This is a genomic window from Bacteroidales bacterium (assembly GCA_031276035.1).
GTDB lineage: Bacteria > Bacteroidota > Bacteroidia > Bacteroidales > BM520 > RGIG7150.
In genome coordinates this window covers 174,840-190,039 of the sequence record JAISNV010000034.1, presented here as the reverse complement: position 1 = coordinate 190,039, position 15,200 = coordinate 174,840, and the positions used below count along the sequence as shown (strand labels likewise).

Genomic DNA, 15,200 nt, shown 5'->3' with positions numbered 1-15,200 from the left:
AAATAAGATAATTATTTATTCCAAATCTTTCTATTAATAATGTCTGTATAACTTTGGATTATCTTAACAATTTTAACCGAAACATTTTCATCTTGGTAATCATTAACAGCAGCATCCGGCTCTTTATTTTGCTCCATCGACACTGCTATTTCTACTGCTTGCAATAAAGATTTCTTGGAAATAGATCCTATAATAAATCCACCTTTATCTATTGCTTCAGGTCGTTCGGTAGATGTTCTTATTGATACGGCAGGAAAATGCAACATTGCCGATTCTTCCGCTAAAGTGCCGCTGTCTGAAACAACGCAAAGAGCATTCTTTTGCAGGCAATTATAATCTGAAAAACTAAATGGTTCTAATGTCCTTACATAAGAATTGAATGTAAAGTTTCTTTCTTTGATAAATTTTTCGCTTCGCGGATGCAGGCTGTATATTACAGGAATTTGATAAGTTGCCGCTAATTCGTTTATTGAATTCATCAATTCAAAGAAATTCTTTTCGTTATCAATATTTTCTTCTCTATGTGCGGATAGCAAAATATATTTCTTTTTATCAAGTTTTATTGTGGATAATATTTTGCTATTGTTTATTTTGTGTGAATGTACTTTCAAAACCTCAGCCATTGGTGATCCTGTTACGAATATATATTCTTTTCTTAGTCCTTCCGAGAATAAATATCTGCGTGCATGTTCCGTATAAGGAAGATTAATATCCGATATGTGATCTACAATTTTCCTATTAATTTCTTCGGGCAGATTTTCATCAAAACATCTGTTTCCGGCTTCCATGTGGAAAATAGGTATTTTTAATCTTTTTGCACTAATTGCAATAAGAGCGGAATTTGTATCTCCCAATACCAATATTGCATCGGGCTTTTTATCTGTTAATAGATTATACGACTTTGCAATTATATTACCTATTGTTTCGCCTAAATTTTCTCCAACTACGTTTAAATAGTAATCGGGAGCGCGCAACTCCAAATCATTAAAGAAAATTTCATTCAGCGTATATGCATAGTTTTGTCCTGTGTGCACTAATGTATGATTAAAATATATATCACACTTTTTTATTACCTCAGATAATTTAATAATCTCAGGTCGTGTTCCCACAAAGGTCATTAAGTTTAATTTATTCATTACTGTATGTTTTTATAATGTGGATATAATTCAGAATGATTTTCAATCCAATCTTTCATCTCTATAATCATTTCCTCGTAGGATGGAACAATAAAACCGAAATCTGTCCGTGAATTTCTCAACGATTTATCGAGTTGAAATTTATTATCTTTCTTAATTTCCAGACTGTTGTTTTTAAAATATTTATTGAATAACAGCATTAAACCATATTTTGAGATGCTTTCGTTGTTTACTAAATTGTATAGTCCGGTCAAATCTTCTTTAATAGCTTGTTCCATTGCTTTTGCCAATGTCAGCGTAGTAACACCTGTCCAAATTGCTCCGGTATACCCTGAAATTGTGTCATTCTGTTTCATAAACCAATTAAATAATCCAATACCCTTTTCATTCATATCAGGACCAATAATTGAATTTCTGAAAGTCAGATTCTTATTGTCTTCAACTTCCCCTAAAGCCTTGCTCCTATCGTAAAAAGTTAATCCGTCTCTCAAACTATTTTCAAAATACGGACCTGTATTTCCTTTAAAAACACAATCTGTACTCATGTGTATTAACTTGGTCTTTTTATCTCTCAGGGTATCGCATATTAAATGTGGCAAATAACTGTTCAGATATACTGCCTTAGCTTGATTTTGTTCCGCAATTTGATTAAGTAATCCTATGCAATTAATAATTACATCGTATTTCCCATCTGTAATAATTTTTTCAAATAATTTTTGATCGAATGCATCTCCGATAATATTATTCTCCACATAGGGAAAAGAAGAAATTGAAAAGGCGGTTACATCATAACCCCTTTCTTTAAAATACAGGGTAATTGTATGCCCTGCCATCCCAATCGAACCTAAAACAAGTATTTTCATATTTTAATAAGGTCTGGTTCTACAAATTCTTATCGATATCTTTGTGAATAATATCTAACTTTAAAAGCAGCTCTTTCATTTCTTCCATAGACAAACGCTTTGTGTTATGAGAATGATAATCTTCAAATTCGGAAATTTCTTCTTTTCCTTCAATAAAATACTTATCATAATTTAAGTCTCTTGAATCACAGGGTATTCTATAATATTTTCCCATATCCTCAGCTTTCGCCATTTCTTCTCTTGTAACAAGCGACTCGTATAGTTTTTCTCCGTGACGTGTACCAATAATTTTTATTTTTGAAGATGACTTATATAGCTCAAGTATTGCATTTGCAAGTGTATCTATTGTTGCGGCAGGAGCTTTCTGTATAAAAAGATCCCCGCTGTTTCCGTGCTCAAAAGCATATAAAACCAAGTCTACCGCATCGTTCAATGTCATCATAAAGCGTGTCATATTAGGATCTGTAATAGTTAAATCTTTACCTGCCTTAATTTGATCAATAAACAATGGAATAACGGAGCCTCTGCTTGCCATTACATTTCCGTATCGCGTACAACAAATAGTTGTTGTCGGGTTATCTCCCAAGGAACGGGCTTTTGCAATAGCAACTTTTTCCATCATAGCCTTACTTATACCCATTGCATTAATCGGGTAAGCAGCTTTGTCTGTTGATAATACTACCACATTTTTTACTCCGAATTCTACAGCAGAGTCCAATACATTTTGTGTTCCCAACACATTTGTATTTACTGCTTCTATAGGGAAAAATTCACAGGAAGGAACTTGTTTTAAAGCTGCCGCATGAAAAATATAATCTACTCCACGCATCGCATTATCGACACTACGTTTATCACGCACATTACCAATGTAGAATTTTACTTTCGGATTCTGTATGGCATGGCGCATATCGTCTTGTTTCTTTTCATCGCGCGAAAATATCCGGATCTCTTTTATGTTTGTATCAAGAAAGCGATTAAGAACTGCGTTCCCGAATGAGCCGGTGCCGCCTGTGATAAGTAATATTTTATTTTTGAACATATTAATTGGATTGATTTTAGATACTAAATAATATCTGATAATAATTGAAAGGGTTTAGAAAAAATAATATACTTTTTATCTTTAAGCGATTCAAACTCTTCTTTATAGTTTATATCATCGATAACAATAGGTATATTATTTATAACGCATTTGTATAAAACGCTGGAATATACAGACATTCCATGCCTGCAAGACGAAATTGATTCTTCAATGGATATTGTATTCGGGTCTTCAATAATTTCCTCAGGAATAAACTTATTCATAAGTTTATAATTGTTGAAACGCGGATGAGGTCTTATTTTTATGGTATAACCGCTTTTTTGTAATTTTTCTATAATATTACTGATTCCGATAAATTCTTCCTCACTATAACCGGAAAGATAATAAGTGAAATCGGTCATATTATCTTCTTTTCTGTATCTATCCGTATTAATAATAAAATTAGGAGGAGTATGAATAATAAACAAAGTGTTATCCGAAGCTTTCAACGATAAAAAGTTATTTTTATAATGTTCATCAAAAACATAAAAACGATGGAAATGTACAAATGATTCTTCCAGAGAATAAAATTTTTCACCGTGCATGAAATTTATATGTTCAACATTATTTTGCTCACAGAAAAAAGTCAGACCGGTTGATGTCGGCGATAATTCATTTGTGATAGCAATACTTTTAGGATGATATTTTTCGATTAAATAACGGTAAAATGATAGCTTCATTGTGAATCGCAATAGCAGCCAACCCGGACATTTGTATTTGAAGATAGCTTTAAAAATAATTTTCAGGTCGCTCCTTAATAATAAAAAATTATGGTTGTAAGAAATAATTTTATAATCAGGAAACTCTTCTTCAAGCGCAACCGGTTTTACTTCATTTAAATTTACACAATCTAAATATAAAATATCGGTTTTTTCAATTTTCTTAGGTTTCCTCCTTAAAGAAACATAAAGTAAAAAGAAAGGTAATATTATATAAGAGATAATATTAAAAAAAACTTTGATAAAAGAAGTATGACGTAGTTGGATACGATTTTTTAAAATCATTCTTTCAAGGTCGTCTTTAGGTTCTTTCAGACTATCCAGAAATTCTTTCTGCACAGCAAAATTATCTTTCCTGTTTTTTGCAATAATGTTTAAGGTAAATAATTTGGCTTGATATTGACCAAGTATATTAATCAATTTACTCATGTTTCCGGAAATTCAAGACGTTATTTAGAAAATCAATTGATTGTTTGCGTTCAAATTCCATTTTTTTATTTGCATCCTCGTAATCAATAGAAATTTCTTCGATTTTAGGTAAAGAGGTTTCGTTATTAAAAAATCTGTTCTGCAATCCGGCTAAATTTAATAAGCTGGTTATTCTGGAATTTCTTGATAATTTAGGGTCATTAAAGTTAACGGGAATAGAATAAAAATCTTTATTAAGGTTTATGGCAAAAGCTGTTCCGTGAAAGGAACTGGTAATAACAACTTTGGCATTTGCTATGTAACCTACAAATTCGAAAGGTGACAATGAGTTTAGATATTTGATATTTCCTTCTTTTTTTCTTCTGAAGCTATTATTACCTCCTATTATTATTTTTATTCCGAACACATCAGATAAATACCTGCATAATTCCATAGCTTTCTGAGGTACTGTTCCTATTACATAGCAGAAAATAAATTCTTCTTTTATTTTAGGAACGGCTGCCTTTTTAAGCCAATATGTTTTTGGGTATAGCAATGTGGGATCCAAAACCGTTTTAATTTCTTTATCTGTTAATGTTTTCAATAATGCAGCACCTTCTGTTTCGCGTACTGAAACCATGGAAAAATTATTGATAAGAGATACTATTTCTTTTAAAATATCCTCTTCATAAGTTATTTTTCCCAAACTGGCGGCATATGAAACTTTCTTTGAATTATCATTAAAAAAGTCAAGGAAATAAGAAAAATCATTATCAGTAAGATCCAGATTCCAAACCTGATCACTTCCTACGATTATCGTATCATAATTTTCATCTACTTTATTTTTTATCAGAACATTTTTGTCTTCAAAATAATAATTTGAATATTTAAGATTATCTTTTTGAAAATTCCTGAATTTTTTATGGTATTTATGATAGAAAGATGTGCGCAATAAACGGTAAAGAAAATATTTTATTATATTCGGATTTTTCTTTTTGTATAACCGGGCATAATATTCGGGAGTTCCTATATTCCTATAGTCGATAAGTTCACATTCATATCCCGAATCCAGTATTTGCTGCTGGAGAGCAAAAGCCTGAAGCATCGCCCCTAAATTATGTGCCCGTTGAAAAGTAAGTATTCCGATTTTTTTCATGTTTTATGTATTAAAATCTCTTCTAATGTTTTTTAGTTTTAACTGAGCCGGAACACCAGCAATTAAACAATTTTCCTCAATATTATATTTTTTATTAAGTAAACTTTTAGCGCCAATAATGCAATAATTTGGAGTTTCTGTTCCTTTAAGAATAGTAACGTCCATCGATATCCAATTGTGTGAACCTATTATTACAGGCTTGGTTATTTCTACGTTTCTTTTTCCGGTTAACGTATCAATTGTATAATGAAAATCAGAATCAGTAATAAGAGTGTTTTGTCCGACACTAATCGGACAATTTATTTGAATATCGTTGGCACACATTATTCTAATTCCATTAAAATGAAAATATCCATTCATTAAAGATAATTTTCCATTTTCCCCGATAAAAATACGCGAACCTCTTAATATTTCTCCATAACCATCAATAACAAGTGTACCGTCTATATGTAAATCGACAGTTTCCCGCTTTCCATATAATACACTTTTAGATAAACCAATTTTAATAATGCCGGAAGATAACTTTTGATTTAATAATTTAATATTGCCCTTCAACGAGATAAAATGCGTTTTCCTTCCTATAATAAAAGGAAATTTAATTGCCTGATTAAAGGGTAACATTTTAAAATTGAAATAAACCGTTTTTAAAAATGAACAAGATAAAATTGATTTCATAGATAATAATGTTATTTATTTACTAATAAATCATATAATTGTTGGTATTTCCGAATCATATTATTATAAGAAAATTTGCAGGCATATTGTTTAATATATTCTTTATCCCAGTTTTTGCTGATTGCTTGATTAATAGCATTTGTTAGGCTTTCTGTTGTTCGATCATACGCTAACATCATTACTTTTTCATTATACAAATCCGGAATAGCATCCAAATCCGAAAAAGTGATAGTAGGTAAACCATGAAAAAACCCTTCTGCTATTGAAAGTCCAAAGCCCTCATTTTTACTTGCCAATAAAACATAATCTCCTTGCTCATAATAATTCCATATCATATTTTTTTCTATGAAACCGGCGTATTTTATGTAATCATCAAGCTTTTTCTCCGAAATTCTTTTTTCTAATGCTCCATCCAACATGTCTGATCCTATAATTAATATCAGAAATTTATTTTTGATCTCATCCGGTAATAATTCTACCGCATCTACAATTTGCAGTTGGTTTTTGTTTTCGGTTACACTGCCGATACATAAAATTATCTTTTTAGAATCATTAATATTGTATTCTTTTTTTATATCTATTGTGTTTGTTTTATCTACCTTGTTTATTTTTACTCCGTTCGAGATCAGATGAATATTATCTGTGCTTAAATTATATTTTTCGGAAATTCTATTTATCATTCCCTGACTTATAACGGTAACCGGCACATTATTCTGTGCGGCTTTTTTTAATAATTTATATTCAAGTTTTTTATAAAAATCAGGTATTTTTATTGTATCGCTTAAGCCTATCAATCCATGCAAAGTTACTATAAAAGGTACACCCGTTTTTAAGCAGGTATTAAATTGTGATATAGCATCTTTTGTAATACCGTGTATATGAATAATATCCGGTTTCTGTAATTTTATTACCTTTTCTATATATCCTATATTTAAATGATAAACGGCGGTTTTTACTCTTTCTGAAAATGGTTGTTTAAATATAAAAAAAGACTTTACGGCTTCAATTACATTTTTAAATTTTATATTTCGTATAATATCTTTTTTAGTATGGGATAGGAAAGTTATTTTTTTGTGTTCAAATTCTTCAGTGAGTTTTAAAGTTAATACAATTACATTATTATCCGGATCATTGGATATATTTTCGATTATATCATAAACCATCATATCAAATCCCGACGAACAGTCCTTAAACGATGCATGTTTAGGTAGATAGATGCTGGGGCCCAGATATAAAACTTTCATTATTATATTTTATGGAATGAATAATAGTCTGTTAAGTTATTACGCGGTGAAGAAGCAATTTTAAAAGAGTCGGGAACATTTCCGCAAGCTAACATTACTACGAATTCTTCGTTATCCGGTATTTCCGATAGCTCTCTTAATAGTTTATCTTTGTCGGGAGTATTACTGCAATTTAATGTACACACTCCTATTTTATGGTAATGAAGTGCATATAATAAATTCATTGAGAAAAAACCTCCGTCGATATATGGAGCATTTCTTTCTCTCAATGTTCCGAAACCATCCAATTTTACCGATATAATAAGTAAGACATTAACCAAATGTGAAAATCCTCTGGAACCTCCTTGCAAATCCAAGATTTTCTTTATTCTTTCTTTGTCTTCGTAAATATGTACTTTGGCAGGTTGACGATTACAGGCGGTTGGTGTATTCCTCGCCAAATCAATAGATTTGATTATAAGATCAGTATCAATGTTTTCCGAAGTAAAATTTCTTATTGAATGCCTGCTTTGAGAGAAATCGGGAAAAGGCATATCCAGTTTATTGAAATATTCCTGATTACTTATAACTCTCTGATTTGTACGGTATTCATTTCCAATTAAAATATTTATTTTTGATATTTGTTCCGACAGGTCTTTATCCGGAGTATAGTTGTTATTTATATGAAAATGTATATACTCGTTCAAAACGCCTTGTGCATGTATTAGTTGAATATTGTTGCTACCATATTTAGCAATATAATCCTGTACATTGTTTGTTAATATTTTAACAACATCCTTCCCAAATCCTAATTTAGTCTCGGGCATTGTCAGTCCCTTTTCTATTATATGATATGACAGCATTATGGAACGGATCAGTTTTTCAGGATCGTCGGTATTATTGTTAAGAGAAGAATATTTTAAATATCTTTTCAGATCATAATTATAATATTTTTTTGCAGTGATTTTGTTATTAATCTTCCTTAGAAATTTTCGTAATCCTGCGGGTAATAATTTTCTGATTATCGTTTGCATAATACTTTTTTAATTAATTCAGTTAAATATCTTTTTTCGGATTTATTGATTCCTAGAAAATATATGATAATAACGCAACTCAATACTGAAATAATAAAAGTAAAAAGTATTTTAAAAGGGAATTGAGTTGTAAAATGATAAAATAGAAGGGGAATAATCGGAGCTATTATTAAAACAAGTAAAGCTTTTTGTATAACAAAATTAAAAAAGCTTTTAACCGGGAAATCCATTATTTTTTTTAGAATAAGAAGACGGGCAACAAAACAAGCTATGCTTATTATAATTGCAATAATAAGAACGCTATACTCATTAGCACCCATAGTAAGAGCTATATATGAGAGAGGAAAGTTCAGAATAATCAGTCCTCCGACTACAGATTGATATAACTTTATTTTTCCGGTTGCCTGTGCAGCAATCATTAAAGGTTGAGACAGCGAATTAATCAGAGCTTCGATCAATATCAGCCGGCAAAAAAGTATTGTATGAGGAGGTATTTCTTTCAGCCAGATATCAAGTATACGCGGCATTTCTATCATGCAAGGTAATATTAATGTCAGCAAAAGAAAAAATGAATATTTTGATGAAGAGAATATTAATTTATAACAGTAATCTGTTTCTCCTGATGAATATGATTGGGTTATTTGCGGACTTACAGCTCTTATAAAATTTGAGGAAAACCCTGCTAATGCGTTACTGACTTGCCTTGATACTCCATAAGCTGCATTTATGGCTGTTCCGAAAAAAATATTCAGCAGTACATTTGTTCCATATTGTTGTAGAGATCCGCCGACAGCACCAAAAAGATTCCAGCCCGTGAAGAAACCGATTTCCTTAATTAATTTTCTGTCATTAACTTTTAAATACTTTACTTCCGGATATTTTCGCTTACAATAGAATAATAAAAATAGAAATATGATTACCGGAATAATAGCAAGCAAAAAAGAATATATAATGAGATTATCACATGCTACATATACTATAACATAAGCTACCACCAACCGCGATATACTTCCGAATAATTCTAATCCCGCAATAATATTCATTTTTTCATGAGCATTAAGCATTGCTTCAAAAGGAATAGCAATTAGTATAAAGAAAGAAGAAAATACAGTAAAATGGAATACCCATTTAGCGGCTGTCATTCTATTTTCAGGAATATTCAAGGTTTCGGTAAATATATAATATCCTATAGTTTCCAGAATAATGATTAAAATAATAGAAGTTATAATATATAAGAATAGCGATGTGTTAAAAACCCGCCGAACTCCGGTATTATTACTTTTCCCCATTTCAAAATTAAGAAACCGTTGAGTTGCGGTTTTTAAAGGACCTGTCAAAAATGTGAACATCGTTACAAATCCTCCTACAACGTTGTAGATCCCGTAATCTGTAATTCCTAACGAATTTAAAACTACACGTGTAGTGTAAAATGCAATAAACATAGATATAATCAATCGTATGCTTAAGACAAATGTGTTGTTTATAATTCGGTTAGGAGAAAATTGAGACATATTAATTTTTTCTTTCAATAGAAGATGTTTTTACCAATTCATCTTTTCTCAGTCCGTAAACTATACCCCAATACGCGGTTAAAAGAGGGAACCAAGGGTAAATTACAACATGGCTGATCATAGATAAAAACAAACAACATACATATATGCCGCCGAAAGAAGCGGCATAAACAGATTTTATTCTAATTAAATAAAAGAGCTTTTTTATTAAGGAAATATGCATTCCTATAAGTAGTAAAAAGACAAAAATTCCATTATCAAATAAGAGTTGCAGAAAATCGTTATGGGCAGAAAAATTTCCGCTAGTATATTTTGCTGTAGAAAATATACCATGTCCGATTAACCATTCCCTTAAGGTTGACTCTCCCATCAATTCCAAAACATTTTCCCATATAACAACTCTTCCGGATCCCTGATCATTTTCAATATTTTCAATTCTTTCTATTATATCACTGTTTTGTCTGTTTACAAACCAGTAAAATACTCCAATTAAGGCAACAAAAACGAAAGAAATATAGACCGTTTTTAAAATTTTATTTTTCTTTTCGATAAGAAAATATCTTATAAAGAAATATACCGCAAAAGCAAAGAAAAATGATAAAATTCCACCTCGTTTCGAAGATGAAAAAATTGCCACTAGTAAAAACGCGATAGCCGCATACTTAATTATCTTTTTATTACACAATAAAATATACGGCAACATCAATAAGGAGAAATATCCCATAGCAGAGCCCACATCTCCTAAAGAAATTAAAAAGAAATTCATCCGTATAGATATAATAGAAATGACAATAGAACTTAACGCTGTTATGTTAATCATTATATCTTTCCATTCCGGATTTTTAGTTATGGCAGTATAGTAAAATAAAAAATATAAATACGGAATACACAATCTTATAGCTTGTTGTATAGAAGAAAGTGTAAACCCATTTGAAGTAAAAACAAAAGAAATGAATATCAAAAATGGAAAAAGAATAAAAATCTTTACCATTTTTGATCTGGCATTCAATATGATTCTATTATTATTAAATAAATAGGGGACAATCAGTACCAACGGCATTAATGAAGAAATTGCCGAAATGGAATATGTGATACCTGAATAATGTTGAGATAGCCTTCCATAAAACAGTTCTTCCAAGCCACTGGCCAAAAAATAGATGAAGGAAAAAGTTACTAATAAAAAAAATATTTTGGATACTTTACTTTTTTTCACTACTCAAACAATTATGATAATTTTTTTCTAAGATAATTTCTGCGACACTTTCAGCACTAATCCTACTATAATTCAGCTATTGTAGAATAATTTCTTTTCAAAATCAGTCGCTTTTCTTTCAACCGGCAAATAATAGCCGTAGTACGTCTTATTTTATTTATAAGAACTTGCTTTGTTTCAATATATTATAGTATAAATAAATTGTACTCATAAAACCTAATTTCTACAACATACATCAATATATTTGTGCTTTATAAGGAAAAATCCAATTTATTATTTTCCATAAGATAAGACATCTTATCATAATCTATCGGATGATCCAAATCAAAACAAATATGAGGCATAATATAAATCATTGTTTTATCGGTAATAGCTTCTTGATAACCTTTTTCAAAAAAAGCATGACGATAAATATAAAAAGATCCGTTTATGTCGTACACTTTAGGAGAAGACTGGCGGGTAAAAAAGGCAGTTTCTTTTTTCTTTACCTGTGAAAAATATCCGTTGGCCTGTTGTTCTACCATATTAAAATATGGATTTCTGGCTGCTTCGCTAACGGAAAAAATATTCATGGCTTCAGGATCATTACGGATCAATTCGAATGCTTTCAGTATATCGTCAATATTACGTAAAGGTGATGTAACATCCAGATCTAACACATAATCATAAATAACGGACTTTTCTTTTTCAGAAAATCTTAAAACATCGGCTATTACGGCAATTTTACCTACAAAATCGTCTGCCAGATTATCGGGGCGTTTATACTTACTCGGCAAACCGTATCTTTCTGCAACACTCATAATTTCATCAGAATCGGTAGATAAAGCTATATCTACGTTCGGAATGAAATTTTGGATTTGTTTAGCAAGATCAATGGTATATGCTATTAAGGGTTTTCCATTAAGCTCTTTTATATTTTTACCCGGAATACCTTTTGAACCTCCTCTGGCACAAATAGTTATTAATATATTCATTTTTGATTATTTAATATGTCTGACAAATTCTTGTACTTTTTTATAATCTTCATGTTTTCCGATATCAACCCAGTAACCTACTAAGGGATAACGAATAACTGTTTTATTCTCAGCAACAAGCATCTCTATAAAATCCGTAGCATCAAAGAAAGTATCTTCCGGAATGAGATCCAGTAATTTCTTTTTAATCAGATAGATACCCGCATTAGCATAATAGTTATAAGTAGGTTTTTCATTTATACCTTTAATATTTCTACCTTCCAAATTAAAAATGCCGTATGGAATATTTATTGAATAAGGTATCGCTGCAACCGACATATCCGCATCCTTTTCTATGAAATGTCTGTAAAAGTCTTCAAAATCAATATTAGTGAACAAATCCGAATTCATCACCAATATCTCATCATTCTTTAAGGAAGAAATAAGTTTTACTGAGGCTATTGTACCTAAATATGTTTTTTCTCTTACACATGAAACCTGTACTCCGTTAATCTTTTCCTTGAAATGCTGTTCTATCTGATCTGCCAGATAATTTACAGTAATATGAATATCCTCAACGCCGTAACTTATAAGACTATCTACATTGTAATCAATAATAGCCTTATCTCCGACTTTCAATAGCGGTTTGGGAGTTATTTCGGTTAACGGACGTAAACGTTCTCCTTTACCTCCCGCCATTATTACCGCATCTATCGGTAATATTGATTTTATTTCTTTAAGATTATAAACCCGTAATAATTCCTTCTTATCATTTATGCAAGGTAAAAGTTGTATCCCTTTTGCACGTATCTTACGAAGATTTTTCATATTCTTCTCTTTAGAGCAAATAAACTCATAATCAACATTCATTACATGTTCAACCGAGTCCGTTAACGATACATCGCGTATTAATGCTCTGCGAATATCTCCGTCTGTTAATGTTCCAACCAAACGCGTTCCATCCATAACGAACAATGTCAACACATCACTTGACAAAGTATCCAGTTTGAATAAGGCATCTTTAATCGTGGCCGTTTTATTAATTGTATATTTTGAAAAATCATTCATGTCAATCAGTTTAGATCATAAAATTGTTTTACAGCACTATCAATTTTATGTTGTTTAATAATTGTCAGGATTTTTTCTGCCGTACCGGGTACATCATACGGATTTTCAACAGTCTGTAGTGATTCTCTGTAATCGGGTTGTAATGCTTTTTCTAATTTCCGTACGATACTATCAGTCTCGGATTCACAATGCAATACACTTTCTGCAAAAATCCGCCCCTTTTGTCTATTCCCAATATTGACTGTCGGAATATGAAAACTGGGAGCTTCAATAATTCCACTTGAAGAATTACCCACAAGTGCTCCAATATATTGTAATACGGATAAATAACGTTGTACGCCAAGCGAGTGAAACCATATAGCCTTATCTTTATTTCTCTCTACATATTGTTTTATCATATCCATTATCACTCGCCCATCCGTATCCGAATTCGGCATGGTGAAAATAACTCGTATATCTTTGATTTTATCCAGAGCAGAAATCAGTTCTCCAAACTGCTTTTCCGCCGTATTACTTTCCATTGTAACCGGATGAAACGTTACTAAAATTGTATTTCTGTCTAATTTAAAATTTAATGATTCTTCCAGTTCATCTTTGCTTATCAGAGGCATGTGCCGGATGTTATCGCAACCAATAGCTCCTACGTAATAAACATTCTCAGGTTTTTCGCCCATTTGAATTACACGCTGCCGATAGCTCTCGGTAGAAGTAAAGTGTAAATGAGCCATTTTAGTAATGGCATGACGAATAGCATCGTCGTAAGCACCTTCGGTTATTTCTCCTCCATGCAGGTGTACAACAGGTATTTTAAAAAACAAAGCTGCCGAAACAGCAGCCAATATTTCAAAACGATCACCTAAAACAACAATTAAGTCGGGTTTAAGATCTTCATAAGCATCAGCAAATCCTATCATCGCCAGTCCAACCGATTTTACAGTTGCATTACTGGAATCAGATGATAAAAGCATTTCAACTTTTTTATCGATTACAAATCCGTCTTTTTCAATCTCTTTATATGTCAACCCAAACTCCGGTGAAAGGTGCATATTTGTAGCAATAATCTGCAAATTAAGTTCGGGATCATCTTTAATTAATTTCATTAATCGTGATAACAAGCCGTATTCAGCTCTGCTACCGGTAACAACGCATATTTTTCTCATAATTCTATCAGGTCGTCTTTTTGAAAATCTTTTATCGCAGTCATTCCTAAAACTTCATTCCAGCGCATTGGAGATATTCCGCTACCGGGACGTTTGGTAGTTATATTATCTCCTGTGAATTTTTCTCCCTTTGCTATATTTCTTTTTGCAACTATACTTTTTCTGGCTACTGTAATATTTTTTTCTTCTGACGAAGACACCACTTTATCGGGGCTACCCAAAGCTTTTTCAATATTACGGATAGCTTTTACCATCGCTTTTAGTTCGTCGGGTTCAATAGATGCTTTATGATCGGGTCCCGGAAGATTCCTATCAAGTGTTATATGCTTTTCAATAACAGTTGCTCCCAAAGCTACGGCTGCAATCGGTATTTCAATACCTTCTGTATGGTCGGAGTACCCGATTTTTACATTGAAAATGTTTTTTATAGTATTCATAGCCAAGAGATTAACATCTTCCATAGGAGTAGGATATTCGGTATTACAGTGTAACACGGTAATTTTCTCGCGACTAAGTCCGTTATCGACTAATACATTTATTGCCTGTTCAATATCATCCAAACTCGACATACCTGTCGACATTAATACCGGTTCGTTTTTTTCTGCAATAGTTTTTAAATACGGATAATTGGTAATTTCTCCCGAAGGTATTTTCCAAAGTCCCAGATTGAGGGCGGAAAGAAACTCAATGCTATCAAGATCAAAAGCGGTAGATAAAAATTTTGTATTTTTAGATTTACAATATTCTATAAGTTCATAATGCTGTTCCTGACTAAGTTGAAGCTTTTTTAACATCTCAAGCTGAGATTCATTTTTATCTGTCGTACGTGTTTGATAATCTGCTTTTACTGCATTTTCGGAAACAAGATTATCAGCTTTAAATGTTTGAAATTTCACATAATCAACTCCGGCTTCAGCTGCTATGGAAATCAATTGTTTTGCCATATCAATGGAACCGTTATGATTTACTCCTGCCTCAGCTATTATTATTGTTTTATTCATCG

Annotated in this window: 14 protein-coding genes; all 14 read right to left on the bottom strand. The window is 31.6% G+C overall.

From position 1 onward, the window contains the following. Nucleotides 1–11 precede the first annotated feature (11 nt). Nucleotides 12–1,136: a UDP-N-acetylglucosamine 2-epimerase (non-hydrolyzing) gene (gene wecB, locus LBP67_09290; protein MDR2085172.1), complete on the bottom strand. Its 1,125-nt coding sequence runs from the start codon at nucleotides 1,134–1,136 to the stop codon at nucleotides 12–14. Beyond that, nucleotides 1,136–1,999, bottom strand: a complete 864-nt coding sequence (locus LBP67_09285) for a sugar nucleotide-binding protein (protein ID MDR2085171.1) — start codon at nucleotides 1,997–1,999, stop codon at nucleotides 1,136–1,138. Before LBP67_09285 ends, wecB begins: the two co-directional genes overlap by 1 nt. 19 nt (nucleotides 2,000–2,018) lie before the next feature. Continuing rightward, a complete protein-coding gene (locus LBP67_09280; protein ID MDR2085170.1) occupies nucleotides 2,019–3,038 on the bottom strand; it encodes a polysaccharide biosynthesis protein in 1,020 nt (339 codons plus the stop codon). A gap of 23 nt (nucleotides 3,039–3,061) precedes the next feature. After that, nucleotides 3,062–4,225 carry a hypothetical protein gene (locus LBP67_09275; protein ID MDR2085169.1) on the bottom strand — a complete coding sequence of 388 codons (1,164 nt, stop codon included), beginning with the start codon at nucleotides 4,223–4,225 and terminating at the stop codon, nucleotides 3,062–3,064. Then, nucleotides 4,218–5,360 carry a polysaccharide pyruvyl transferase family protein gene (locus LBP67_09270; GenBank protein MDR2085168.1) on the bottom strand — a complete coding sequence of 381 codons (1,143 nt, stop codon included), beginning with the start codon at nucleotides 5,358–5,360 and terminating at the stop codon, nucleotides 4,218–4,220. Before LBP67_09270 ends, LBP67_09275 begins: the two co-directional genes overlap by 8 nt. Before the next feature lie 3 nt (nucleotides 5,361–5,363). Then, entirely contained in the window at nucleotides 5,364–6,035 is a 672-nt protein-coding gene (locus LBP67_09265; GenBank protein MDR2085167.1) for a hypothetical protein, read from the bottom strand. An 11-nt stretch (nucleotides 6,036–6,046) separates the two neighbouring features. Further along, nucleotides 6,047–7,279, bottom strand: coding sequence for a glycosyltransferase family 4 protein (locus LBP67_09260; protein MDR2085166.1), 1,233 nt, complete (start codon nucleotides 7,277–7,279; stop codon nucleotides 6,047–6,049). 2 nt (nucleotides 7,280–7,281) lie between these two features. Beyond that, nucleotides 7,282–8,292 (bottom strand): nitroreductase family protein, encoded by a 1,011-nt coding sequence (locus LBP67_09255; protein MDR2085165.1) that lies wholly within the window; start codon nucleotides 8,290–8,292, stop codon nucleotides 7,282–7,284. Further along, a complete protein-coding gene (locus tag LBP67_09250; GenBank protein MDR2085164.1) occupies nucleotides 8,280–9,803 on the bottom strand; it encodes an oligosaccharide flippase family protein in 1,524 nt (507 codons plus the stop codon). Before LBP67_09250 ends, LBP67_09255 begins: the two co-directional genes overlap by 13 nt. A gap of 1 nt (nucleotide 9,804) precedes the next feature. Beyond that, complete coding sequence (locus LBP67_09245) at nucleotides 9,805–11,016, bottom strand: O-antigen ligase family protein (protein ID MDR2085163.1); 1,212 nt, start codon at nucleotides 11,014–11,016, stop codon at nucleotides 9,805–9,807. A gap of 251 nt (nucleotides 11,017–11,267) precedes the next feature. Beyond that, nucleotides 11,268–11,990, bottom strand: a complete 723-nt coding sequence (locus LBP67_09240; GenBank protein MDR2085162.1) for an acylneuraminate cytidylyltransferase family protein — start codon at nucleotides 11,988–11,990, stop codon at nucleotides 11,268–11,270. Nucleotides 11,991–11,996: 6 nt separating this feature from the next. Further along, a complete protein-coding gene (locus LBP67_09235) occupies nucleotides 11,997–13,037 on the bottom strand; it encodes a nucleotidyltransferase family protein (protein MDR2085161.1) in 1,041 nt (346 codons plus the stop codon). A gap of 5 nt (nucleotides 13,038–13,042) precedes the next feature. Beyond that, nucleotides 13,043–14,197 carry a UDP-N-acetylglucosamine 2-epimerase gene (gene neuC / locus LBP67_09230; protein MDR2085160.1) on the bottom strand — a complete coding sequence of 385 codons (1,155 nt, stop codon included), beginning with the start codon at nucleotides 14,195–14,197 and terminating at the stop codon, nucleotides 13,043–13,045. Beyond that, nucleotides 14,194–15,198, bottom strand: coding sequence for an N-acetylneuraminate synthase (gene neuB / locus LBP67_09225; GenBank protein ID MDR2085159.1), 1,005 nt, complete (start codon nucleotides 15,196–15,198; stop codon nucleotides 14,194–14,196). The genes neuC and neuB overlap by 4 nt, the downstream gene beginning before the upstream one ends. Nucleotides 15,199–15,200 lie beyond the last annotated feature (2 nt).

What these genes read in the sequence shown, in the direction of transcription:
- wecB (MDR2085172.1), bottom strand. Translation starts at nt 1,136, where the DNA reads ATGAATAAATTAAACTTAATGACCTTTGTGGGAACACGACCTGAGATT.
- LBP67_09285 (MDR2085171.1), bottom strand. Translation starts at nt 1,999, where the DNA reads ATGAAAATACTTGTTTTAGGTTCGATTGGGATGGCAGGGCATACAATT.
- LBP67_09280 (MDR2085170.1), bottom strand. Translation starts at nt 3,038, where the DNA reads ATGTTCAAAAATAAAATATTACTTATCACAGGCGGCACCGGCTCATTC.
- LBP67_09275 (MDR2085169.1), bottom strand. Translation starts at nt 4,225, where the DNA reads ATGAGTAAATTGATTAATATACTTGGTCAATATCAAGCCAAATTATTT.
- LBP67_09270 (MDR2085168.1), bottom strand. Translation starts at nt 5,360, where the DNA reads ATGAAAAAAATCGGAATACTTACTTTTCAACGGGCACATAATTTAGGG.
- LBP67_09265 (MDR2085167.1), bottom strand. Translation starts at nt 6,035, where the DNA reads ATGAAATCAATTTTATCTTGTTCATTTTTAAAAACGGTTTATTTCAAT.
- LBP67_09260 (MDR2085166.1), bottom strand. Translation starts at nt 7,279, where the DNA reads ATGAAAGTTTTATATCTGGGCCCCAGCATCTATCTACCTAAACATGCA.
- LBP67_09255 (MDR2085165.1), bottom strand. Translation starts at nt 8,292, where the DNA reads ATGCAAACGATAATCAGAAAATTATTACCCGCAGGATTACGAAAATTT.
- LBP67_09250 (MDR2085164.1), bottom strand. Translation starts at nt 9,803, where the DNA reads ATGTCTCAATTTTCTCCTAACCGAATTATAAACAACACATTTGTCTTA.
- LBP67_09240 (MDR2085162.1), bottom strand. Translation starts at nt 11,990, where the DNA reads ATGAATATATTAATAACTATTTGTGCCAGAGGAGGTTCAAAAGGTATT.
- LBP67_09235 (MDR2085161.1), bottom strand. Translation starts at nt 13,037, where the DNA reads ATGAATGATTTTTCAAAATATACAATTAATAAAACGGCCACGATTAAA.
- neuC (MDR2085160.1), bottom strand. Translation starts at nt 14,197, where the DNA reads ATGAGAAAAATATGCGTTGTTACCGGTAGCAGAGCTGAATACGGCTTG.
- neuB (MDR2085159.1), bottom strand. Translation starts at nt 15,198, where the DNA reads ATGAATAAAACAATAATAATAGCTGAGGCAGGAGTAAATCATAACGGT.